Here is a 23248-nt window from a genome sequence, read left to right as displayed (position 1 = left end):
GCGGGCCCGGGGAAATTGCCCCGGACCCGCTTTTTAATATGGATTGCACTATATAAATTGCACTTCTCTTATACCCCGCTCCCTAAGCTCCCCACCACCACCGGCCGCTGTGGTCCTGAAATTTCAACAGCAGTTGAACTGCTGCCGCTTTCCAGACCGCAGGCGATCGACATCATCAGTTTGATCCGGTTGGCCTGGTTCACTACACTGACCCCGGCATCATAATCAATAGCGGCGATATTGGCCCCGGGATACAGCTCCTTCAGTCCTTTGATAGAGCCGCGTCCGGTAATATGGTTCGGCAGACAGGCAAACGGCTGGATGCAGACAATGTTATTCACACCGTTATCCAGCAAATCCATCATCTCCGCCGTCAGGAACCAGCCTTCGCCCATCTGATTGCCGACAGACACAAGCCGGCTGGCCTTCTCCGCGAGGCCGTAAATATTCTCGCGGCCTTTAGCCAGTCCCGCTTCCTCCAGCGCCACTTTAACCGGCTTGCGGTAGATTTCCAGGTAAGAGATCAGCATGGGATTGATGTAACCCAGCTTCTTGCTCTTGCCGAATTGCTCCGCTTTGTAGATCGGATTGTACACGCAATAAAAGATAAAATCGAGGAAGTCCGGCATTACTGCTTCGCCGCCTTCGGCTTCGATCATCTCAATGATCCGGTTGTTGGCGTCCGGATGGAACTTAATCAATATTTCGCCGACAATGCCCACCCGCGGCTTCACTGCCGGTGTGACCGCCAGGCGGCTGAACTCGGCGACGATCTCGCGGATCACCCGCTTATACTCCCGGAAGGAGAACGTCGACAGGCTGATCTTGCAGCGCTCCATCCCTTTGCGGTAGAGGGCTTCCGCGCTTCCCGGAATCCGCTCATAGGGTCTGAAACGGTGCAGCAGCCGCATCATCAGATCACCATAGCAGGCAGCGGCGATCAGCCGGTTCGCCAGCTTGAGGTGGATGCGGAAGCCCGGCTGATTCTCCATTCCCGAAGCATTGAGAGAGATGACGGGAATTTGCCCCAGGTCGGAATCCTTCAGCGCCTTGCGCAGCAGCGAGATATAGTTGGTAGCCCGGCAGCCCCCGCCTGTCTGCGACATGATGACCGCTGTCCGGTTAGGATCGTAGTCGCCGCTCTTCAGGGCCGAGAGGATTTGCCCGATGGTGACAATCGCCGGATAACACGCATCATTATTGACGAATCTGAGGCCTTCCTCGGTCTCCTGCGGACCGGTGGTTTCCAGCACCTTGAGACGGTACCCGGCGTCACGGAAGACCCGTTCAAACAACTCAAAGTGAACCGGCGACATCTGCGGTGCCAGAATGGTATAGGTCTCCTTCATTTCCTTCGTAAACGGAACATTGGCCTGTGTCTTATAGAGGAGCTGCGGCTGCACATCGCCCTTCTCACGCTCGCGCATCGCTGCCTGCAGCGACCGCAGCCGGATGCGCGCAGCGCCGAGATTGCTGATCTCATCAATCTTGATCAGGGTGTATACCTTGTTGTGGCGCTCCATAATCTCCTGCACGGCATCGCAAGTGATCGCGTCGATGCCGCAGCCGAAGGAGGTGAGCTGCACAAGCTCCAGATCATTTCTGCCGGCTGCAAGACGGGCGGCACGGTACATCCGGGCGTGGTACGTCCATTGATTCACCACAGCCACATCGCCTTCGCTGCGGTCCAGATGGCAGACCGAATCCTCGGTCAGCACGGCGAGCCCCATTCCGGTAATCATATCGGCGATGCCGTGATTGATTTCTGGATCGGCATGGTAGGGATGGCCGCAGAGCAGAATCCCCTTTGTCCCTGTAGACGTCAGAAACGCCAGCGTTTCTTCGCCCTTCGTACGCAGATCATTTTTGGCCTGCTCGGCTTCGGCAATTCCAGCCTGTACCGCTGCCGCTATCTCTTCTCTCGGAATATCCATAAAGGTCTTGATCAGGCTCTTGGTCAGGGCCGAAATATCGTCAAAGGTCAGAAACGGGCTGACGAGCGGAACACCACTTTCCTTGAGACCATCCATATTATTGCGGATAACCTCAGGATAAGAAGCAACCACCGGGCAGTTGAAGTGATTCTGCGCCGCATCGTCCTCCTTCTTCTCATACACAACCGCCGGATAAAAGATAAAATCGACGCCTTTGCCGATCAGGCTCTGCACATGTCCATGGGCCATCTTCGCGGGATAGCAGATCGATTCCGAAGGGATCGTATCCATTCCGCTCTCATACAGCTTCTTGCTCGACTTCGGCGACAACACTGTCCGGTAGCGCAGTGTCGTAAAAAAGGTGTGCCAGAACGGATAATTCTCGAACATATTCATGGTCCGCGGAATACCGACGGTGCCCCGCTCTGCCTGTTCTTCCGGCAGCTCTTCATAGTCAAAGAACCGTTCATATTTATACTGCATCAGGTTCGGCAGGTTGTTCTTCTCTTTCTTGCCACCCGCACCGCGTTCGCAGCGGTTGCCGGTGACGTGAAAGCTCTTATCGGGGAAACGGCTGATGGTCAGTGCGCAATTGTTGGCGCAGCGGCTGCAGCGGCCCGGCGACACCTGATATTCAAAGGTTTCAAGCTCTTCCGGACCAAGAATCGTGCTGAAGCCGTCCAAGCCGGCATGTTCTCTGGCAATAATCGCACAGCCGTAGGCCCCCATAACACCGGCAATATCAGGTCTGACCACAGTCCGGCCAGTCAGGAGCTCAAAAGCCCGCAGTACGGCTTCGTTATAGAAGGTGCCGCCCTGCACAATGATATTGCGCCCGAGGTCCTCGGGGTTGCGGATTTTGATAACCTTTTGCAAAGCGTTCTTGATTACGGAATAGGCGAGTCCTGCGGACAGGTCAGCCAGGGAAGCCCCTTCCTTCTGCACCTGCTTCACCTTGGAATTCATAAATACTGTACAGCGCGAGCCCAGATTCACCGGTTTGCTAGACTCCAGCGCGGACTTGGCAAATTCCTCGATACCGAGCTCCAGCGCGGAGGCGAAGCTCTCCAGAAAAGAGCCGCAGCCCGCCGAGCAGGCTTCATTCAGCATCAGGCTGTCAATTGCCCCTCCGCGGATCTTAATGCATTTCATATCCTGTCCGCCGATATCCAGAATAAAGTCTACCTCAGGCATGAACTTGGACGCAGCCTTATAGTGGGCCACTGTCTCCACTTCACCGCCGTCGGTACGCAGCCCGGCCTTAACCAATCCTTCGCCGTAACCAGTCGCATAGGAGCCGGCGATATAGCAGCCTTCCGGCAGAATCCGGTAAATCTCCTTCAGCGCATCGGTGACGGACTGCAGCGGATTGCCTTTGTTGCTTCCGTAAAAGGTATAGAGGATTTCATCGGCGGAGCCGGTAATGACAAGCTTTGTTGTCGTCGAACCGGCATCAATGCCGAGATAGCAAGGTCCGCGGTATGAAGCCAGCTCAGCGCGGGCAACCGAGGCCCTGCCATGGCGAAGCCGGAACTCGGCTAAATCCTCATCCGTCTCAAACAAAGGCGCCAGTTCGGCATCCTCTGCACGGTCCGCCTTGAAGTCCACCGCTTCAATCCGTTCCAGCCAGCTAGGCAGCGGCAGCACGAGCGGGTCGCTCTGTGACAGCGCCGAACCAATCGCGACAAAATATTGCGAGCGTTCCGGGAACAGCACCTCCCCTTCCTTCAGTCCCAGCGTCTCTGCGAAACGTTCCCGCAAGGCGGGCAGAAACGTCAGCGGTCCGCCCAGGAAAGCCACCCGCCCGCGAATCGGACGGCCGCAGGCGAGGCCGCTGATCGTCTGGTTCACGATGCTCTGGAAGATCGAAGCCGCGACATCCTCGCGCCGCGCCCCTTCGTTCAGCAGCGGCTGCACATCGCTCTTGGCGAATACGCCGCAGCGCGAGGCGATCGGGTAGATCCGCTCATGCTTCTCTGCCAGCGTATTCAGTCCGGCAGGGTCGGTCTGCAGCAGCGAAGCCATCTGGTCGATGAACGCTCCGGTGCCGCCGGCGCAGGCAGTGTTCATGCGCTGCTCGATGCCGCCGCTTAAATAAATAATCTTGGCATCCTCCCCGCCAAGCTCAATCGCCGTATCGCACCCCGGAATCAGCTCGCTGATCGCTTTGGTGCAGGCGATGACCTCCTGGACAAAGGGTACTCCGCCAAGCTTTGATAAGGACAGCCCCGAGGAACCGCTTACAGTCAATGCTGCCTCTCTATCCGGGAACCTGTGCTGTACATCTGACAGGAGGGATAGAGCCGCTTTTTTTATATCGCTATAATGTCTCACGTAATCCTGATAAATGATTGTACTTCGTTCCATAACAACCAATTTGGCCGTAGTTGATCCGACGTCCAGCCCAATACGCAGTATCATCATGCCATCACCATGCCTTGCTCCAAATTTGAAGTAATATGAGGCAACTATATCATGAGAGCGCATTAGGAAGGCTGTTAAAAATGTAACAGACATTTACAATTCACTACTAGCATACTTAATTATTTCGTGATTTCACTCAATGCTGTCTCCACATGACCCTTAACGCGAATTTTTCTCCACGCTGCCGCAAGCTTGCCTTGCTCATCTATAAGAAAGGTGGAGCGCACGATGCCCATAAACTCCTTGCCGTACAGCTTTTTCAGCTGCCACACCCCGAACATCTCGCTTACACTATGCTCCTCGTCGGATAAGAGCGGAAAAGGCAGGCCGTTCTTCAGGGCAAACTTGGCATGCGAGGCCAGATTGTCGGCACTGATTCCGAGTACCACGGCACCCTGCGCAGCAATCCGGTCGTGGGCGTCACGGAAATCGCAAGCCTCCTGTGTGCAGGCGGAGGTCATATTTTTCGGGTAAAAATATAGCAGCACCTTGCGGCCACGATACTGGCTTAAGCTGATGTTCCGGCCCGTGGAGGCGGGAAGGCTGAAGTCAGGGACTTCATCACCGATTTCAATTCCATTCATTAATGGTTCACTCCTAAAGTTTTTGGGGGAATATTCCGAAATTGCTTGTATTCCTAAAAGAAATTATAATGTAGAGAATGCAAATGCGAAAGGAAGAACGAAATGCCTCCAAGAAAGAAACGGCACGTAAAAGCCGGCAAATCGAAGAAGAAACCGCTGCTCTGGACTCTGGCAATTATACTTCTCCTAGTGATCGGCGGAATTGTCTACTATTTCTCCTCCGTCTACAACCAGCTCGACAACATGCACAAAACGGGTGATAAATCGCCGTTCGCATCTGTTCCCTCCCCTTCGGCGGATGTTGCTGAGCCTCCTAAATGGGAAGGCACGGAGCCTGTAAATATCCTGCTTATGGGCGTGGATGCCCGTGGAGTGAAGAAAGGCGAAGTCCCCCGCTCGGATACGATGCTGGTTGCCTCCCTTGATCCGGTGAAAAAGAAGTTCTATGTCTTCTCCATTCTCCGTGATACCTATGTATCTATACCAGAACATGGCAAAGAACGTATTAATACGGCAATTACACACGGACCCAATACGGCGATGCAGACAGTAAGCGACTTGCTGGGCATCCCGATTCAATATTATGTCTATACCGATTTCCAGGGCTTCATCAAACTGGTGGATGCCGTCGGCGGGGTGGATTACGAGGTTGAAAAAGATATGGTCTACAAGACAAAAGCCGACGGGCCGGAATTCGACATTGATTTGAAGAAAGGCTTTCAGCATCTTGACGGCAACATGGCGCTGCAATATGTGCGTTTCCGTCATGATGCGACATCTGATTTCACCCGGACAGAACGGCAGCGGGGTTTCCTTAAGGCTGTTTCGGACAAGGTAATCAGCACCACTTCCATTCTTAAACTGCCTAACATATTGTCTGAGGTGATCCCATACATCGATACCAACATGGATATGGGCGATATGTGGAAGCTTGCCACCGTCGGCTATGACGGCTCGATGGGCGGTAGTGAACAAATACCGCCGATGAACTTGCTGACAGAAGAGACAACAAGCGGAGGTTCCTCCGTTATCGGCATCAGCAGTGAAGATAAATTGAAGCAATTCGTGCAGGATACCATGACTGCACCTGAGCCGACGCCATCGACTGAGGCTTCCCCGGACAGCAGTCCGTCCGCAAGCGCAGAGAACAATTAAACAAGTGGAAGCGGCTTTGCCGTCCTTTTTAAGGACGGTACCGTTTCAGCGAGAAATAGAAGGATAAGTTATCGTGTGAAACATATAAATTCTTATATTTTCAACAACCCATGCTTGGCCTCAGGACGGGCGAACAGCGGCATCCGCCGCCAGTTCGCCCGTTCCCTTGCCCAAGACATATGAAAGGATGATTATTCATGAACCGTACCACATCAGAACAGTTGTATCAGGAAGCCCTTCAGCATATCGTCGGAGGCGTCAACAGCCCCTCCCGGTCCTTCAAGGCTGTTGGCGGCGGCGCGCCGGTATTTATGAAACGCGCAGGAGGCTCACGCTTCTGGGACGAGGACGGCAACGAGTACATCGATTACCTCGCAGCCTACGGGCCGATTATTACCGGCCATGCCCATCCGCATATCACAGCGGCGATTACGGAAGCCGCACAGAATGGCATCCTGTATGGCACACCCACCCAGCTTGAGATCAAGCTGGCCAAAATGCTCAAGGAAGCAATCCCTTCGATGGATAAAGTGCGGTTCGTCAACTCCGGCACGGAGGCCGTCATGACCACAATCCGGGTGGCCCGCGCTTATACCAAGCGCAGTAAGATCGTGAAATTCGCCGGCTGCTACCATGGCCACTCCGACCTTGTACTGGTCGCTGCCGGCTCCGGTCCTTCTACACTGGGCATTCCTGACAGCGCCGGAGTTCCCGGCAGCATCGCCCAAGAAGTCATCACCGTTCCGTTCAACGATCTTGGCGGACTGCGCGAGGCGCTGGAGAAATGGGGCGGCGATGTAGCCGCTGTTATGGTGGAACCGATCGTCGGCAATTTCGGTATGGTTATGCCGGAGCCCGGTTTCCTGGAGGGGCTGTGCAAGCTGGCCCATGATAACGGATCGCTTGTCATTTATGACGAGGTCATCACCGCTTTCCGTTTCCATTACGGTTCTACACAAACTTATGCAGGCCTTGATAATCACGAAGATATTACACCTGATCTGACCGCGCTCGGCAAAATCATCGGCGGCGGTCTTCCGATCGGCGCTTACGGCGGCCGCAAGCATGTGATGGAACAGGTTGCGCCGCTCGGTCCGGCTTACCAGGCCGGAACTATGGCCGGCAACCCAGCCTCCATCTCGGCAGGTATCGCCTGTCTTGAGGTGCTGCAGGGTGAAGGAGTATATGAGGAAATGGAACGGCTGTCAGTCCGGCTGACAGAGGGACTGCAGCAATCGGCAGACCGTCACGGCATTCCGTTAACGATCAACCGGATCCGCGGGGCGTTCTCCACCCATTTCTGCGCTCACCCGATCACCAACTACGAGGAAGCTCAAGATACGGACGGAGAAATGTTCGCCAGCTTCTTCCGCCATATGCTGAACCGCGGGATCAACCTTGCCCCGTCCAAATATGAGGCCTGGTTCTTGACCACAGCGCATACGGATGCCGATATTGACGCAACACTGGAAGCTGCGGAAGCTTCCTTCCAGGCAATGGCGGCAGAGAAATAATCATAAACACCTGCCCGGCTGCAGCACTGATTACTTAAGCTTACTAGACCTGCTTCCATTAACAAATTCAAACCCACTGCGGCTTACCGCAGTGGGTTATTTGCATAGCCGTATTCAAGTGTGGGAATCAAACCAGCCGATCAATAGAAATCAATCTGCTTGTCCAGTTTGACCTCTTCGAAGACGGGACGCTGGAATCTGCTGCTTCCGGGCACCAGAGAAAACTGTGTGGTGCTGAGATCCTCCGGAAGAGGCGGAGAGATCATGAACTGCATGTGAACATGCGCTCCGCCGCCGTTTGCACCGTGATTTTCTACTTCATAGCTTGTCTCACTTAGAACAGCAAGCTTAAGCATGGGATTAATATGGACACGCTCCACCGTTTCTTTCAAGCACTTGATTTCCAGGGTGACGATGCTTAGCTTCTCATACTGCATGGAGTGGGTCAGCATATATTCAAAATCGCCATCCAGCGTAGTCTTCATTATTGCCAGCACCCCAAGCAGCGGCCCGGGCTCATCCCAGAAATGCCGTCTGGGCCGGGCTTCGTTCAGATTGCTTAGAATCAGCGATATTTCCGAAACCTCAAGACCAGACTCCGCCGCCAGTTGCTTCAAGGTTTCCTCTTCCGGAAAAAGCGCCCTCCCTCCGGAGAGCGCCTTGCGCTGCTGCACCAGTCTTAAGATCTGTTCATCAATTACTCTGGCCTCATCATTGTAATCATTCGGTATTCCCCGTAGTGGCATCCTGCTCCAGCCCATTTCTTTTCCCTCCCAGGTTCAGTGTAATCTGTTTCCATCCTAGCTATGATTGTGATATTATATCACTTTTTTTCCATTTATAAGAAATCTAGATAGACAGCACAAAAAGCTGTCATCCCTAAAGACAACAGCTTTCTGCCATCGGCAGCTCTCTTCAGTTTGCTTTCTGATCATATAGGCTGCGGATTTCTACATCCTGCGGAAGTTTGAACGGATTCTCCTGGTTGATCCGGTCATAGAACATAATCCCGTCCAGGTGGTCCATTTCATGCTGAATCACTATGGCCTGGTAACCCTTGAACTTCAGGACGATTTCCTTGCCGTTCAGATCATAGCCTTTTACCTTTACCGTCTCATATCTCGGAACAAAACCATGAACCGGCCGGTCCACAGACAGGCAGCCCTCGCTCTCCGGCAAATACACCATCGCCAGCGAATGGCTAATGATCTTGGGATTCACCCAGGTATGCTCCACAATCTTGCCCTTGTCATCCTTCAGGTACATCACGAACATCCGCTTCTGAAGGCCGATCTGATTCGCGGATAAGCCAATGCCGGAACGCAGCTTATGTTTGGCGGAAGCCTCCGGGTCCTGGCTGTTCTTCAGAAACTGCATCATGCATTGCAGCGCTTCACGGTCAGCATCCTGCAGCGGCAGCTGTACCGGCTCGGTTACACTGCGGAGAATAGGATGACCTTCCCGAATAATATCATCCATCGTGATCACATAATCTTCACTATATTTTGTACTAGACAACAACACTCATCCACCTTTGCCATGCGGGCTAAATTCATAATGATGATTTATAAATTGCTACTTGCACCTATAAGTATTTGCTCAAGGCGTTACACTATTATTTTATGCAGCTTTATGGATTTATGAAAGCAGTCTTCAACTGACTGCTGTATTTCACGTCGAAACCGAGTCCCGTAGCAAGTGCGGCAAGCGGCAGGTAAGTTTTCTCCTCTTTGCCGACCTTTTGCAGAAACGCCGGTGTATCAATTGCTTGATCTTCCCCATTGACCTTAATATACTTCGAGCCAATGGTAATAACCACCGTCCGGTCACCGTAAACAATTGTTGCGCTGGCTGTCTTACTGTCCCACTTTCCACTGGCACCCACAGCATTCAGAACATCGCGCAGTGCGAGAAAGTTCTGGCCGTTCTTAATGACTGGCTTATTTGGGGTATTAAGCTCTGTGCCTTTTACCACAATCGACATCGGTGCCGAACCCGGCGCTGTTGCAGCAACAGACGGTGTGCGGTATTCTCCCCACTGCAGTTCTGCAAACACCCGGGCGATTTTCTCATATCCCAGCTGTGTAGGATGAAAATCCAACGATATGATATGTGTCAGCGAGCCCTCAAGACCCACGAATTGTTTGGCAATATGGGCTACCCGCACCGGTGCTCCGGTCTGGTCGAAACTGGCCGCAATACTGTCCGCCATGGCTGTCAACCGCTCCGCTGCGCCCATCAGCTTGGGATAGGCCTCTTTTACCGCAAATTTGGGAGCCGGCTGATACTGATCGGCTATCAGAATGGTTGCTTGCGGGTTCACGACACGGATGTTCTCAAGCGCTGTCTTCACATTCGTATTGTAGGCGCTCAAACGCTGCTCCAGCTGAGCCTGGAAATCTTCATCCGTCAGTTGCTTGTACTGAAGGAATAGGCTGCTGACATCATTTCCGCCGATCGTGACTGTAATTAGATCCGCCTGAGCAAGCTCGGTCCGGATCTGCGGAGTCAGTGCCGCAAACTGCTCTATCCGCGGATCGGGCAGCCCTGCCTGAATACCCTCAGCTGTAATCACAGCACCGTCTTTAATCGCACCGGTATAATTAAGCAGCCCTGTTGAGGTCAGCCCCAGAATACCGTAATTGCCGAGTGTGCTTCTTCCATGATAATACCCCTGTTCCAGCAGTCTTTCTGCGTAACCGTAGGGTTTCACGTTTACATCGGTCATCCCCGGCTCATATCCGGCAGTTATCGAATCTCCCAGTGCTACAATGCGAAAGATATCCTGCTCCGATCCCTGGGTTGCTGCAGCAGCCTCCTCGGCCTTGGCGTATCCTGCACCTGCGCTAACCAGTATGGCGAGCAGCAGCAGACCGCTTGTTCCGGCAGCCGCTATTTTCCTCCATGTATTCAGCATCGTTCCCCTCCCAAAAGTAATATAATTCCATTCTAACATTCTGCCGCTCTGCGCAGAAGAGCGGTTTCCCGTATCGGGAAACCGCTCCTGCTGTTGGCCCGGTGACTTATTCCTGTCCGCTGCCGGACCCGGTGCTGTTCTTTGTACCCTCGGCGTTGCGGGGAGCGTGGCTCTTTCCTGCACGCTCCAGATATCTGTCATAACGGTCATCCAGTTCATAAGCTATTTTACGGTAGCGCAAGGTTTCTTCTACAATAGGATCGAGTGTAGTCTGGATCCGGATTTCATACTTGGGCGAGATTTGACGGATTTCTTTGTCCTTGTTGTCGCCCTGCTCCATGTCCCCGTCTTCCAAAAGCTCACTGAGCTTGCGCTCCAGATCATCATTACGGCTCATGGTTCCAGTTGCCTCCTTAAAGCTAAAATCCCGTTGCTTTGGCTTCCTTCAGGGATGAAACCAGATAATCATGAATTTTACCGTTGCTCGCCACAACATGGCGAGTGCCGATGTCATAAGGATTACCCAAGGTATCGGTAACCTTGCCGCCGGATTCCCTCACGAGCAGCACGCCCGCTGCGCAATCCCAAGGACTCAGGCCGACCTCCCAGTAACCATCCACCCGGCCAACCGCCACGTAGGCCAGATTCAGCGCAGCTGAACCTCCGGCACGGATGCCGCGGACCTGAGGCAGAATCTGCTGCAGTCCCGCCATATTCGCCGGCTGCGCAAAGGTGCGGTCCGGCGGAAAGCCCATCGCAATAAGACTGTCCCCAGGTACCGTCTCGGCAGAAACCGAGGTAGGCACGCCGTGCATGTAAGCTCCTTTACCCTTCTCGGCGACGAACATCTCGTCACGGATAGGGTCGTAAATAACACCTACAGTCAGTTCTCCCTTAACGGCGAGAGCTATGGAAACACAGTAGAACGGAAATCCGTGCACAAAATTGGTAGTGCCGTCAATCGGATCGACAATCCACAGGTATTCGTGTTGCCGTCCTTCTTCCAGAGCGGCAGCAACCGAATCTGTTCCCGGCTGAACACCCTCTTCTCCAAGGATAGCATGGTCAGGATAATGGGTCAGGATCAGCCGGCGGATCATCTGCTCCACGCCTTTATCAACTTCCGTTACCAGGTCCTGGGCCGATGTCTTGCTGCCCAGCTCCTTCACTTGACCTTGTCTGCTCTTGATCCATTCCCCCGCTTTGGCTGCCGCGTTAATCGCTGCCGCCGTGTGCCCTTTGCTTGTAACTACATAGGGCTCCCGTTCCTTCCGGTTCTCAGGATTTAAAGGATTCATATCTTCACTCCACTTTCTTGTACTTAATCGCTCTCCCATGAAACATTGCTGCTACACACAGGCTCACTGCTGCTTAAGTTTCATTCAACGTACCTTATTTCAGTCTACTTATCAAGTCAAACCTGCCAGGCTTCCTGCCCAAATCTTCTGGCATGGTGCAGGTTACGGCTCAATATTAATACTGGCCCCGTCCAATATCGTAATTCCGTTGCCGGCTTCCGCCAGCTCCTTCATTGCCTCCATCAGACCAAACAGGGCACCATCTTTCGATTTCGCTTCAATCATGGCATCCACAGCAGGGGTATCGGCTGCAATCCGCTTTAGAAAAGCCAGCAGCGGCGCCGGTTCCACACCATCGGCATGGCTGCGGGGATCAGAAGGACTGCGCGGACTGGAGACATGGATCTTAGGCGGCAGCAGTTCGCCTGGAAGCACATCCTTCAGTGCCAGCGGACTCTTCCAGGTCTTCTGAATCTCCGGCCACAGCTCCCATGGAAGCTCGCCTTCATTATTCACCCACTGGTGATGAATATCGAGCACCATCGGCAGCCCGAGACTGCGGGCAACCTCCAGCGTCTCCTGCGCGTTAAATGTCTTATCGTCGTTCTCGAGCGTAACCCGCTCCTGCAGTTCAGGAGCAAGCCCTGCAAAATGCTCCCGGAACCGCGCTGCCGCCACAGGCTTGTCCCCATAGGCCCCGCCGATATGAATGTTGCTCTTGGCCGTTGCCGGCAGCCCCATTGCAACGAGCATATCCGTATGATGCTGCAAATCACGGATGGAACTCGCCAGCACCTCGGGACGGGGCGTGCTTAGCACCGTAAAGTGATCAGGATGAAAGGACACCCTCATCCCGTGCTTCTTCACATAGCTGCCCACTTCGGCAAACTCTTCAGCCAGTACGGCCAAAGGGTTCCAGTCCTGCAGATCAGGATGCGTTGCCAGCGGAATCAGCTTGGAAGTCATGCGGTACACCATAATATCTGAGCCGGCATTATGCTTCAGCAGGCGCAGCGTATTATGCAGGTTCGTCTTCGCAAGGGTCTCCAGACGCCGCAGCCCGGCTTCGCGGTCGTTCAGCTTCGCAAAGCTTGCCATCGTCATTGTCTTGGATGGTGAACAGTCTGGGATGACGGTGGACATGGCTACATATCCGAAGCGGACAATCATCCTTCTTCCCCGAAGAACATCTCATAGGCAAGCGCCGTCTGCACCCGCGACTCTTCTTCGTTCAGCTTGCGTACCAGCTCCATCTCGACCGCTGTAACCTCATTGCCCTGGAAGTTGATCTCCGCGATCGAAGCGGAGATCTTGACGATCGCCACAGCCACATTCTCCGGTGTATAGGCAATAACCTTCTGGCCGGTCGGATACACGCGAAAACCCTGCTTCACCATCTTGGTGCGGCCGTACTCCAGCAGTTCATACAGCTCCTGCTCATTCTTGAACTTGCAGACCGAATTGAATTCCGATTGAAAACCCATGCTGTTGTCTCTCCTTTCCGGCCGGAAGGATCCCGCCGCTCACCTGATTTTATTCATTGTCGTATTTAAGGCCTTGTTTATACTTGTAACGTTCCAGCGCCAGCTCGATCATGCGGTCCAGCAGAGCAGGATACGATACACCTGTCTCGCGCCACAGCAGCGGGTACATGCTGAACGGCGTAAAGCCCGGCATTGTATTCACTTCATTAATCAGAATTTGGCCGTCGGATTTCCGTACGAAGAAGTCGGCACGGGTAATCCCGCTGCCTTCGATCGCCCGGAAGGCAGCAATCGCCGATTCACGCAGGCGGTCCGCCACCTCAGGGTCGACAGGAGCCGGAATCAGCATCTGCGATTTGCCGTCGATATATTTTGCCGCATAGTCATAATATTCTCCGGAAGAGACGATTTCACCCGGAACGGAAGCCTCGGGTTCCTCATTGCCAAGTACAGCAACCTCCACCTCACGGGCATCAACAAATTCTTCAATGATGACCTTGGTATCATAGCGGAAAGCAAAATCGACAGCCTTGATTAGACTTTCCTTATCTACGGCTTTGGAAATGCCCACACTGGAGCCCAGATTGGCCGGCTTGACGAACACAGGGTAACCCAGCTTATCCTCTACCCCCATAATCAGCTCATGGCTTTTGTGCTTCCATACGGCAGCGTTGAAATAACAGTACTCGCATTGCGCAAGACCCGCTTCGCCGAACAGCTTCTTCATCACGACTTTATCCATACCTGCGGATGAAGCCAGCACGCCTGCGCCGATATAAGGAATATTCGCCATTTCAAACAGGCCCTGAATCGTACCGTCTTCCCCATTGGTGCCGTGCAGCAGCGGGAACATCACATCAATGCTCTTCTCCCCGCCCGCTAGTCCGCTGAATACCGCATTCAATGCTGTGCCCATATCTCCGGCTGCCCCGGCAAGCTTCAACTGCTCAATTCCGCTGTAAGCGGCGGTGAGTGTTTCGCCAACCTTCCACAGCCCCTGTTTGGAAATATAGAAAGGAATAATCTCATATTTATCGTAGTCAAAAGCGTTCATAACCGCGAATGCCGTCTGCAGCGATACCTCATGCTCTCCGGATTTGCCGCCGTACACCAGTCCTACGGTTAATTTTGTGTTCCCCATGCCCTAACCTCTTTCTGAATTATAAGTAGTCATTGATATGAAAAAAACGGTAGGCCGTTCTGTCGGTCCATGCATAGGAATCACGGTAATCCCAAAAGCGGTGACGGCTGCTGACCGTTCTTGCATTCACCAGCGGCATTCCGCCCGCGTCAAAAGCGGTGACGATCGTGCTGTGCTGGTAATGGCCGTTGCCGTCCCAGTCGTACAGGATGACATCGCCAAGCATCAGCTGATCCGGCCGCTCCACGGCCTCAGCGCGAAGTCCGCTGCTCCGCTCCCCGCTCAAATAGCGCTGAAGGCTGTCCGACACAGCCCAGCTGAAGCTCCACCATTCCTGCGCTCCATTGTAGCCTTTGTACCACCAGCCGGTTTCTCTTTTACCAGTATAGTTGATAGGTGCGCCCCCTGCAAAGAGACATTGAGACACATAATTTGTGCAGTCCACATCAAAAACCTCAAACTCCGGATTGCCGTCCTTCCACCAGCGGTCAGCATAGGCTGCCGCTTCTTCCCGGCGGTAACGGACCTCCTTCGATCCGGCAATCCCGCGGAGCACATTCCGGTTAAGCAGCGGCTGCGACGGCTGCGGGGCAGGCAGTACCTCGCCCCATTTGGACAACCGCAGTGCGGGATCCGCATCCAGTGCTCTGCGCTGCGTATTTCTTTCCTGCACACTGCGCTCCACAGTGGCTATCTCCCAGGCGCTGCCCTCCCGCACAAAAGTCAGACGTTCCGTCTCGATCGTATCCTCACGGTGCGTCATTCCGCCCTTCTCATAATACAGTGCACTGTGCAGCGCTACATCGGCTACGACCTCACCCGGATTCTGGCGGACGGTGCGCAGCGTCCTGACACCGGTCTCCGCACGCAGAGGAGTAATCCCCCGGCGGTTATACCACTGGGCAAGCCGCCGGGAGCGCTCCCCCTGGGCCACGAGATAACGCGGGTCCATGACGGCAGTACGGCGCGGTTCGGCCCCCGGTGCCACCCGTGCCTTGTTTAACTGATCCACATAAACATACAAGCTTTTCTTCCACTCTAATTCCATCCCGTTTCCCGCCCCTTCATCCCTGTTTGGCTGCTGTCCTATGTATATGAAGGAATACCTGCGGCTATACAGATGGAATCAGTGAATGACAAGCAGGCCAAGCTAATTCCCAAGCTTTAGGCAAAGCGCAAGATGGCCTGCCGGACAGGGCAAATCTGGGTGAAAAAGCAGGAAAAAAAACTTTACTCCCCCCTTTGTAACCGTTATACTTAACATACAAACAATATGAAATGATGTTTCACTAGATGAAACGAGGAGGCGCATATATGCCAAGCAAGGACCATTTTTCCCTGGCTAAGAACCTGGAGTCAGGCGGCAAAACCTACCGCTACTATCATCTTAATTCCCTTGAAGAACAAGGCGCAGGCAGCATTTCATCCCTGCCATTTTCCATCAAAGTACTGCTTGAGGCGGCTGTCCGCCAGTATGACGGACGGGCGATCACGGAAGAGCATGTAAAACAGCTGGCCGGCTGGTCAGGTGGTATAGACCGCAATAAAGAGATTCCTTTTATTCCTGCGCGGATCGTCCTGCAGGATTTCACCGGTGTGCCCGTGGTCGTCGATCTCGCTGCAATGCGCGATACCGTCAAGAAAGCGGGAGGCGATCCCAAGAAGATCAATCCGCTCGTTCCGGTTGACCTTGTCATTGACCACTCTGTTATGGTCGATGCTTTTGGCACCGCCGATGCGCTTGAATACAACATGAATGTAGAATTTGAACGCAATGAAGAACGCTACCGCTTCCTGCGCTGGGCGCAGACCGCCTTCAACAACTTCCGCGCTGTTCCGCCGGCAACAGGAATTGTGCATCAGGTCAACCTGGAGTATTTGGCGTCCGTGGCCACTACCAAGTCCGTTGACGGTGAAACTGTAGTCTATCCCGATTCCCTGGTCGGCACAGATTCCCATACCACTATGATCAATGGCCTTGGAGTCGTCGGCTGGGGTGTAGGCGGTATTGAAGCCGAAGCAGGCATGCTTGGGCAGCCGCTGTATTTTGTTACACCGGATGTAGTTGGCTTTAAGCTTACAGGCAGCCTGATGGAAGGTGCTACGGCAACCGACCTGGCCTTGACAGTAACGCAAATGCTGCGCAAGAAAGGCGTTGTCGGCAAATTCGTAGAGTTCTACGGACCGGGCCTTGCCAACATCAGCCTTGCTGACCGTGCGACCGTAGCCAACATGGCTCCCGAATACGGAGCGACCATCGGGTTCTTCCCGGTTGATGAAGAAACGCTGGCCTACCTGCGCAGCACCGGACGTCCGGATGAACTGGTCGAGCTGGTCGGTGACTATTACAAAGCTCAAGGCATGTTCCGCACCGCGGATACACCGGACCCGCAGTTCAGCGACGTCATCGAGCTTGATCTTGCCTCTGTTGTTCCCAGCCTTGCCGGACCGAAACGTCCGCAGGACCGTGTCGAGCTGACACATATGAAAGAGAACTTCGAGGGCATCATCCGTACCCCTGTTGACAAGGGAGGCTACGGCCTCAGTGATGAGAAGATTGCCGAAGTCGTGGAAGTACAGCACAAGAATGGCAGCACCAGCAAGCTCAGCACCGGTGCCGTCGTAATCGCAGCCATCACCAGCTGTACGAATACCTCCAACCCTAGCGTTATGCTTGGAGCCGGGCTGCTGGCCAAAAAAGCCGTGGAACGCGGTCTGACTAAGCCAGGCTATGTGAAGAGCAGTCTCACTCCGGGATCGCTTGTGGTTACGGAATACCTGGAAAAAGCCGATCTCCTGAAGCCGCTTGAGGCTCTGGGCTTCTATCTGGCCGGCTACGGCTGCGCTACCTGTATCGGCAACTCCGGCCCGCTGCCGGATGAAGTCAGCCAGGCCATTTCAGAACATGATATGACAGTAGCTGCAGTAATATCCGGCAACCGGAACTTCGAAGGCCGTGTGCATGCCCAGGTTAAAGCAAACTACCTGGCCTCCCCGCCGCTCGTTGTAGCCTATGCCCTGGCCGGCACTGTGAACATTGATCTGAAGACTGAGCCGCTGGGTTATGATCCGCAGGGTGAGCCTGTATTCCTTGCAGACATCTGGCCGACTTCTGCAGAGATTCGTGAAGCAATCAGCCTCTCCCTGAGTCCAGAGATGTTCCGGCGTAAATACGAGAATGTATTTACTGCCAACGAACGTTGGAATTCGATTCCTGTGCCGGAAGGCGAGTTGTATGAATGGGATGACAACTCCACATACATCCAGAACCCGCCGTTCTTTGAGCATCTGGCGGATGGTGTCGGAGATATCAAGGACATCAGCAACGCGCGGGTATTAGCGCTGCTTGCCGACTCCGTCACTACCGACCATATTTCGCCGGCGGGCAATATCTCCACCTCCGGTCCTGCCGGAGAATATCTGCGCAGCCATGGCGTGGAACGCGCCGACTTCAACTCCTACGGCTCACGCCGCGGGAACCATGAGGTGATGATGCGCGGCACGTTCGCCAACATCCGGATCCGCAACGCGGTTGCACCGGGTACGGAAGGCGGGGTAACCACCTTCCTGCCGAGCGAAGAAGTGATGTCGATCTACGATGCGTCCATGCTGTACCAGTCGGCTGGACAGAACCTGATCGTTATCGCGGGCAAGGAATACGGCACAGGCAGCTCACGCGACTGGGCCGCCAAAGGTACGCTGCTGCTTGGGGTCAAGGCGGTCATCGCCGAGAGCTTCGAGCGGATTCACCGCAGCAATCTGGTCGGCATGGGCGTTCTGCCGCTGCAATTCCAGGAAGGCCACGGCTGGAGCAGCATGGGACTGACCGGACGCGAGACCTTCAATATCACCGGACTCGACAACTACGTGCTGCCAGGCCAGGAACTGACCGTCACCGCCACCCGCGAGGACGGCACACAGTTTGAATTCCCGGTCATTGCCCGGTTAGACAGCACCGTTGACATCGACTACTACCGCAATGGCGGCATTCTGCAGACGGTACTCCGCCAGATGCTGGCTGATGCTGCCGCTTCGGAAACTGCGCTGCCTGTAGAATAACTACAGCTGGTCAGGATGGATGGAACCCACTGTGCTTGTGTTCCATCCTGACAGCGTTGAACAGACTGAATAGCCCCCGACAATCCCATAAGGGAGATTGTCGGGGGCTATTCAGCTTACCCTGTGGTGAAGCTTCATCCAATCCAAGCGGTATCTGCAGCTTCGGATCAGGCCTAAATCTCGATGCGTTCGGCATCGAGGATTACCTTATAGATAAGTGCAATAATTTGCGAGCGGTCGGTTACGTTCATCTTGTTAAAGATGCGGCTCAGGTGGTTTTTGACGGTATGCTCGCTGATAAACAGCGTGTTGGCAATTTCCTTATTCGTTTTCCCGTGGACAATTAGCTCAAGTACTTCTTCTTCCCGGGGTGAGACCCCCCATTCTTCCTTGAGTGTAGTCAATGCCGGGCTATCCAGCAGCCTCGCTGCCGATACGATTCTCTTCTTAGGCCGCGAATCCTCCCGGCTCAGCAGAAACGACTGGAACGAGGAAATCCGTTCATCCTCAATCCAGGAAGCAATATTGTAGTCCTTGCTGTATCTGGATGGATCAATCCATTTGTGCGGAGGGCTGCCCAGATGTTTCTGATCTGCACCTCTTCCTGTATGCTGCAGTATCAGTGCAAGCACCTGGCCGGATAGAGGCAGGGGAGGCTTCTCCACAGTAAAGAATTGAGAGGCCAACTCGTCCACCTGCTGCAGCAGCGAGATTTCATCCGGGTAATATCCAAAATCCATTAACGCTTCAATATGGAAAGGAGACAGCAGAGCCGTCTTTCCCACCCTTTCAGCTTCCTCTTCAGTCAGGCCTATGTAACGGGCAAAATCTACCGCCATATCGGAAGCGTCCAGCGATAGACTGCTCAGTTCAGTGTTTGCATTCTGGAGGTAACGGCGCAGTTCGGTCATAAAGGCCTCAGCCTGCCCGATATACCTTTCTTCCTTCTCCAGAAGACGAATGGCAACAGTGGCCAGACAGGCTACCGATTCGATGAAGGTCTGCCATTGCTCCGCTTCACTTCGCCCCCTGAATCCGACAGACAACAGTCCTTTGAACTCGTTCCCGGATAGCAGCGGACATTCGAGCAGAACCGAACCTCCTGCCGTCTCAAAGATGACAGCAGACGAGAGAAAGGATTGCTGGGAGTAGCGGGACTCCAGCCCTTTGACATACAATGCATCCTCATCTGAGGTCCAGCCTCTGGAAAAATACGTAATGTTCGGACTCTCGATTTCCTGAAAGTAAACCAACGTGGATGAGGGATAGAAAGGCATGACCATGACAACATCCAGCAGTTGCATACCTAGATCTTTCCTCGACAACGCTTGCGGCAGCAGTCTAGCCGCTTCCTTAAGAAGGAACGCTCCTTCTTCAAGCAGTTTTCCCCTGTGCAGCAGCATTTCTCCCCAGTCGGATATTCCCAGCAAAGAGGCGACGATTTGCTCCTGCCGGTCGTAGCCCTGAACCTGTTCATTTCTTCCAAAGCTGATTGCCAGCAAAAGCGCCCTTTTGCCGTTGTTGATCAAAACCGGATAACAAGACAGGCATTCCGGCAGCGTCATCCCCCGCCGGGTGAAGTAAAGGGATCTTGGATCTTTGGCAATGTCTTTCCAATGTCTCGGATCTTTGCCGAGGACCGCTTGTCCAAAAAAACCGTCCCCTTGCGGAAATACAGCATTCAGCAAAAGATGTGCCTCTTTTCCCGCAGCATAATTCACCTTGAATTGCCCTTCATCGTTCTCCTTGGCAAAGGCATACAAATCGGCGGCTGAAAAAGTCCCTGCCAGTTGCTGGAGCACCTCTTCAATCTTCAGGAAATCCTCCTCCAGATGAGTCAGAAGGCGCGAAATCATCATAGTGTTTCTTTCCGTCACCGGCTTAAGGGCAGAGCCTCCTATTAATTTGCACAGGATACTGCCAAGAACGGCTATCTTGTCCCTGATCTCGAATACACGTTCACTACTGCTCTCGGGTAAGGCAGCTAGCTCAGAACTTAGCTGATCATATTCCGGATGATTCTTCATCTTGGACTCGAAGGCTTGCAATACCAGTTCCTTCGCACCTTCCTCCATATAGAGGCCTGACCAGAGATAATAAATCTCTCCGTACTCCGGAACCAGCGGGGTAATGATATATTTCAATCCGGGAATCCACCGGTCCAAGACGGCAGGATGTGACAAGGCCCCCAAGCGGCGCAGTGTCTGCTCAAAGGGACGGTGTACGTGCTGCAAGGAGTCAATAATCTCCTTATAAAACCTTCCTGCAATGGTTGGACGGGTTATCAAGTTTCCTTCCTGATCCGTTAGCACAAGAGCCTGACTCGTAACAGCACCGAATGTGTCTTGAAGTTGTTGAATCTCTTCCATTAATGAATCGGGTACTGCAGCGCTCAATGGAATCACCCATCCCCCCGGAATAAAAAGTATAATTACTTATAAAATCTGAAACCTATAATTTTTTATCATAGTTCATTTTCCCTATAGTTACAAATTGAATATTACTGCTTCTGGCAGCTTTCTCTTTAATTTACCCCCATAATTCGACTGCATAACCAGACTTTCCCGATTACCCCATCATCAATCCCATTTCGGCTGCATTCTCCGAAAGAATCACAGCATATTCCTCGAGAGTTTCCCGGGACAAGCGGCTGACAGGGCCGGACAGGGAAAGGGCTGCCACTACGCTGCCATTGCGGCCGACAATAGGAACAGCCACTGCAGCAGCCCCTGGTTCCCGCTCCTCGAAGCTGGTCGCATAGCCCCGGCGGGTAATTTCCTTAAGCTGCTCCAAGTATAGGCTTCTATCTACAGTTTCCGGCCAAGCCGGATCTGCCAGCAGCCGGATCTGCACCTCATGCGGCGCATAGGCGGCCAGCACCTTGCTGGAAGCGCCAACAGATAAGGGCAGCCGGGCACCAATCTGTGCCACCCGGCGGATTGCCTGCCGGCTCTGCACAGCCTGAATGCGCACACGTTCCAGACCGTCGCGCAGATAGAGGCTGACCGTCTCTCCCAGCCGGTCGCGCAGCCGCTCCATCGCCGGAAGCAGCAGTGCCGCCGGTTCATCCAGCGTCGGCAGATGGGTAGACAGCTCCCAAATCCGCATACCAAGCCGGTATTTCTCGGTACTTTCATTGCGCATCAGAAAGCCCTTCTCCTCCAGGGTAGTGAGCAGCCGGTGCACAGTACTCTTATGGAGGCTGATTTTGGCGGCAATCTCAGTCAAGCTTAGATCATCATTCTCCTTCGTAAAACACAGCAATATATCCAGCGCCCGTTCTACAGCGCGTACGGTCAGTTTACGATCCTCCACAGCAATCTCCCCTTACCTGTTTCATTAAATGAAACCCGGTTACATAATTGTACATAGTTAATTCTATCTTAGAGCAAAAGCCCAAGGAAAGTCCAGTATATTAACTGACAGGAAAAGGCTGGGCCGCACTTTACAGTTAGATTACAAAAACGGCGAATTCATTGACTTTATGAGGGCGTCCCCATACGATTAAACATATGAATTAATTATGCCGATACAAATGGAAATAGTTCATTACATGAAACAGTTCAGTTTGATTTTGACTTTGCGATTTTAGGAGTGGATCTTATGGATCTGGCAACCCACCGTACCGGCAGACCGGTCTCACGCAAGACCAAGGAGGATAAGTCAGACATCGCCCCCAACCTTTCACTGGGGATGATTCGCGTTAAACATATTGTAGTCGCATTGCTGCTGTCCGTATTTTTCTTTTTTGTGTTCTGCTTCATTGCCCTGCATGGCTATATTGCCTGGGTGCTGTCTAATCCGACAGTGGCTCCCCTGTACTCCAACCCTTCACTGGCCAAGGGGCTGGACTATGAAGATGTGACCTTTCAGGCGCATGACGGAAGCCGGACGATGCAGGGTTGGTATATCCCGTCCAAGGACTCTACCAAAACCATTGTCTTCAGTCATGGCTACGGCGCCAACCGCGAGGAATCCTGGGTACCGATGTATGATCTGGCCCATTATGCCCATAGCCTGAATTTCAACGTCGTCATGTTCGACTATGGCTTCGCTTCCCAGACCAACAAGGATATCGCTACCGGCGGCAAAAAAGAATCCCAGCAGCTCTTAGGCGCCATACAGTTCGCCAAGGACCGGGGAGCCGGAGAGATCGTCGTTTGGGGCTTCTCCATGGGTGCCGGCACAGCGCTTCAGGCGGGGCTAGTTACCAAGGACGTCGATGCGATGATTCTGGACAGCACTTTTTTGCTGGAGCCGGATACACTTTACCATAATATCAAGCAAAATATTGATCTTCCCCGCCAGCCTTCCCTGGAAATTATGGAGCTGCTCTTCCCGGTACTGAACGGCACAGGGCTAAATCAAATTCCTTATTCCAAGGTAAAGGCTGAAGACTATCCTTTCCCCGTTCTGTTCATGCACGGCACGAAGGATGACAAGGCGCCATACCCGATTGCCGAAGAGCTTGCGGCCAACCAGAGCAACCCGTACTCGGATTCATGGATCGTCGAGGACAGCCACCATGAGCTGCTGTTCCGCGAGCATCCCCGCGAATATTTGCGCCGTGTTTCCGCTTTTCTGGGCAATGTGCATTTGGCCAAGAGCCAGGAGAATGAGCAGACTTCCATTGCCGGCAAATAACCTCACTAAGGCATCATCTTTTATCAAAAATAAAAAGCGTGCAGAATGTATTCATAAAATACAACTCTGCACGCTATTTTTGTTGTTTAGCTGC

At 53.4% G+C, this 23248-nt stretch carries 17 protein-coding genes; 4 read left to right on the top strand and 13 right to left on the bottom strand.

Features of this window, described 5'->3' with window-relative positions; all coding sequences use genetic code 11:
• Nucleotides 1-68 precede the first annotated feature (68 nt).
• Both H70357_RS02995 and bcp read right to left on the bottom strand, forming a co-directional pair.
• A complete protein-coding gene (locus tag H70357_RS02995; protein ID WP_052091786.1) occupies nucleotides 69-4358 on the bottom strand; it encodes a 2-hydroxyacyl-CoA dehydratase in 4290 nt (1429 codons plus the stop codon).
• Nucleotides 4359-4477: 119 nt separating this feature from the next.
• On the bottom strand, nucleotides 4478-4942 hold the full coding sequence (gene bcp / locus H70357_RS02990; RefSeq protein ID WP_038585603.1) for a thioredoxin-dependent thiol peroxidase: 465 nt from the start codon (nucleotides 4940-4942) through the stop codon (nucleotides 4478-4480).
• Between the two features lie 102 nt (nucleotides 4943-5044).
• Between bcp and H70357_RS02985 the strand changes: the two genes are divergently transcribed.
• Both H70357_RS02985 and H70357_RS02980 read left to right on the top strand, forming a co-directional pair.
• Entirely contained in the window at nucleotides 5045-6097 is a 1053-nt protein-coding gene (locus tag H70357_RS02985; RefSeq protein ID WP_052091785.1) for an LCP family protein, read from the top strand.
• 197 nt (nucleotides 6098-6294) lie between these two features.
• Nucleotides 6295-7611, top strand: coding sequence for a glutamate-1-semialdehyde 2,1-aminomutase (locus H70357_RS02980; RefSeq protein WP_038585601.1), 1317 nt, complete (start codon nucleotides 6295-6297; stop codon nucleotides 7609-7611).
• Nucleotides 7612-7751: 140 nt separating this feature from the next.
• Here H70357_RS02980 and H70357_RS02975 read toward each other — a convergent pair whose 3' ends face one another.
• The 9 genes from H70357_RS02975 to H70357_RS02935 form a co-directional block, all read right to left on the bottom strand.
• Nucleotides 7752-8372, bottom strand: a complete 621-nt coding sequence (locus H70357_RS02975) for a hypothetical protein (protein ID WP_038585598.1) — start codon at nucleotides 8370-8372, stop codon at nucleotides 7752-7754.
• A gap of 154 nt (nucleotides 8373-8526) precedes the next feature.
• Nucleotides 8527-9090: a peptide deformylase gene (def, locus tag H70357_RS02970; protein ID WP_038598485.1), complete on the bottom strand. Its 564-nt coding sequence runs from the start codon at nucleotides 9088-9090 to the stop codon at nucleotides 8527-8529.
• Nucleotides 9091-9241: 151 nt separating this feature from the next.
• Nucleotides 9242-10528 (bottom strand): stalk domain-containing protein, encoded by a 1287-nt coding sequence (locus tag H70357_RS02965; RefSeq protein ID WP_038585596.1) that lies wholly within the window; start codon nucleotides 10526-10528, stop codon nucleotides 9242-9244.
• A 106-nt stretch (nucleotides 10529-10634) separates the two neighbouring features.
• On the bottom strand, nucleotides 10635-10925 hold the full coding sequence (locus H70357_RS02960) for a hypothetical protein (RefSeq protein WP_052091784.1): 291 nt from the start codon (nucleotides 10923-10925) through the stop codon (nucleotides 10635-10637).
• A 22-nt stretch (nucleotides 10926-10947) separates the two neighbouring features.
• Entirely contained in the window at nucleotides 10948-11826 is an 879-nt protein-coding gene (locus H70357_RS02955) for an inositol monophosphatase family protein (RefSeq protein ID WP_156130802.1), read from the bottom strand.
• A 162-nt stretch (nucleotides 11827-11988) separates the two neighbouring features.
• On the bottom strand, nucleotides 11989-12996 hold the full coding sequence (gene uvsE / locus H70357_RS02950; RefSeq protein ID WP_038585590.1) for a UV DNA damage repair endonuclease UvsE: 1008 nt from the start codon (nucleotides 12994-12996) through the stop codon (nucleotides 11989-11991).
• On the bottom strand, nucleotides 12993-13310 hold the full coding sequence (locus tag H70357_RS02945) for a hypothetical protein (protein WP_038585586.1): 318 nt from the start codon (nucleotides 13308-13310) through the stop codon (nucleotides 12993-12995). Before H70357_RS02945 ends, uvsE begins: the two co-directional genes overlap by 4 nt.
• 49 nt (nucleotides 13311-13359) lie before the next feature.
• Nucleotides 13360-14451, bottom strand: a complete 1092-nt coding sequence (locus H70357_RS02940) for a D-alanine--D-alanine ligase (RefSeq protein ID WP_038585584.1) — start codon at nucleotides 14449-14451, stop codon at nucleotides 13360-13362.
• 19 nt (nucleotides 14452-14470) lie between these two features.
• Nucleotides 14471-15499, bottom strand: coding sequence for an amidase domain-containing protein (locus tag H70357_RS02935; protein WP_038585582.1), 1029 nt, complete (start codon nucleotides 15497-15499; stop codon nucleotides 14471-14473).
• 266 nt (nucleotides 15500-15765) lie between these two features.
• Between H70357_RS02935 and acnA the strand changes: the two genes are divergently transcribed.
• Nucleotides 15766-18510: an aconitate hydratase AcnA gene (acnA, locus tag H70357_RS02930; protein WP_038585578.1), complete on the top strand. Its 2745-nt coding sequence runs from the start codon at nucleotides 15766-15768 to the stop codon at nucleotides 18508-18510.
• 173 nt (nucleotides 18511-18683) lie between these two features.
• Here the strand turns inward: acnA and H70357_RS36855 are convergent, their stop codons facing one another.
• Together H70357_RS36855 and H70357_RS02920 are read right to left on the bottom strand one after the other, a co-directional pair.
• Nucleotides 18684-20915 carry a response regulator transcription factor gene (locus H70357_RS36855; RefSeq protein ID WP_269322463.1) on the bottom strand — a complete coding sequence of 744 codons (2232 nt, stop codon included), beginning with the start codon at nucleotides 20913-20915 and terminating at the stop codon, nucleotides 18684-18686.
• Nucleotides 20916-21078: 163 nt separating this feature from the next.
• A complete protein-coding gene (locus H70357_RS02920; protein ID WP_038585575.1) occupies nucleotides 21079-21825 on the bottom strand; it encodes an IclR family transcriptional regulator in 747 nt (248 codons plus the stop codon).
• A gap of 288 nt (nucleotides 21826-22113) precedes the next feature.
• On the opposite strand from H70357_RS02920, the gene H70357_RS02915 reads away from it, so the two are divergent.
• Nucleotides 22114-23154 carry an alpha/beta hydrolase gene (locus H70357_RS02915; protein WP_038585573.1) on the top strand — a complete coding sequence of 347 codons (1041 nt, stop codon included), beginning with the start codon at nucleotides 22114-22116 and terminating at the stop codon, nucleotides 23152-23154.
• Nucleotides 23155-23248: the final 94 nt, after the last annotated feature.

Source organism: Paenibacillus sp. FSL H7-0357, from assembly GCF_000758525.1.
GTDB lineage: Bacteria > Bacillota > Bacilli > Paenibacillales > Paenibacillaceae > Paenibacillus_AQ.
This window is presented reverse-complemented; position numbering and strand designations above follow the sequence as displayed.

What these genes read in the sequence shown, in the direction of transcription:
- bcp (WP_038585603.1), bottom strand. Translation starts at nt 4,942, where the DNA reads ATGAATGGAATTGAAATCGGTGATGAAGTCCCTGACTTCAGCCTTCCC.
- H70357_RS02960 (WP_052091784.1), bottom strand. Translation starts at nt 10,925, where the DNA reads ATGAGCCGTAATGATGATCTGGAGCGCAAGCTCAGTGAGCTTTTGGAA.
- H70357_RS02955 (WP_156130802.1), bottom strand. Translation starts at nt 11,826, where the DNA reads ATGAATCCTTTAAATCCTGAGAACCGGAAGGAACGGGAGCCCTATGTA.
- uvsE (WP_038585590.1), bottom strand. Translation starts at nt 12,996, where the DNA reads ATGATTGTCCGCTTCGGATATGTAGCCATGTCCACCGTCATCCCAGAC.
- H70357_RS02995 (WP_052091786.1), bottom strand. Translation starts at nt 4,358, where the DNA reads ATGATGATACTGCGTATTGGGCTGGACGTCGGATCAACTACGGCCAAA.
- H70357_RS02915 (WP_038585573.1), top strand. Translation starts at nt 22,114, where the DNA reads ATGGATCTGGCAACCCACCGTACCGGCAGACCGGTCTCACGCAAGACC.
- H70357_RS02975 (WP_038585598.1), bottom strand. Translation starts at nt 8,372, where the DNA reads ATGGGCTGGAGCAGGATGCCACTACGGGGAATACCGAATGATTACAAT.
- H70357_RS02935 (WP_038585582.1), bottom strand. Translation starts at nt 15,499, where the DNA reads ATGGAATTAGAGTGGAAGAAAAGCTTGTATGTTTATGTGGATCAGTTA.
- H70357_RS02985 (WP_052091785.1), top strand. Translation starts at nt 5,045, where the DNA reads ATGCCTCCAAGAAAGAAACGGCACGTAAAAGCCGGCAAATCGAAGAAG.
- H70357_RS02980 (WP_038585601.1), top strand. Translation starts at nt 6,295, where the DNA reads ATGAACCGTACCACATCAGAACAGTTGTATCAGGAAGCCCTTCAGCAT.
- H70357_RS02940 (WP_038585584.1), bottom strand. Translation starts at nt 14,451, where the DNA reads ATGGGGAACACAAAATTAACCGTAGGACTGGTGTACGGCGGCAAATCC.
- H70357_RS02945 (WP_038585586.1), bottom strand. Translation starts at nt 13,310, where the DNA reads ATGGGTTTTCAATCGGAATTCAATTCGGTCTGCAAGTTCAAGAATGAG.
- def (WP_038598485.1), bottom strand. Translation starts at nt 9,090, where the DNA reads ATGGATGATATTATTCGGGAAGGTCATCCTATTCTCCGCAGTGTAACC.
- H70357_RS02965 (WP_038585596.1), bottom strand. Translation starts at nt 10,528, where the DNA reads ATGCTGAATACATGGAGGAAAATAGCGGCTGCCGGAACAAGCGGTCTG.
- acnA (WP_038585578.1), top strand. Translation starts at nt 15,766, where the DNA reads ATGCCAAGCAAGGACCATTTTTCCCTGGCTAAGAACCTGGAGTCAGGC.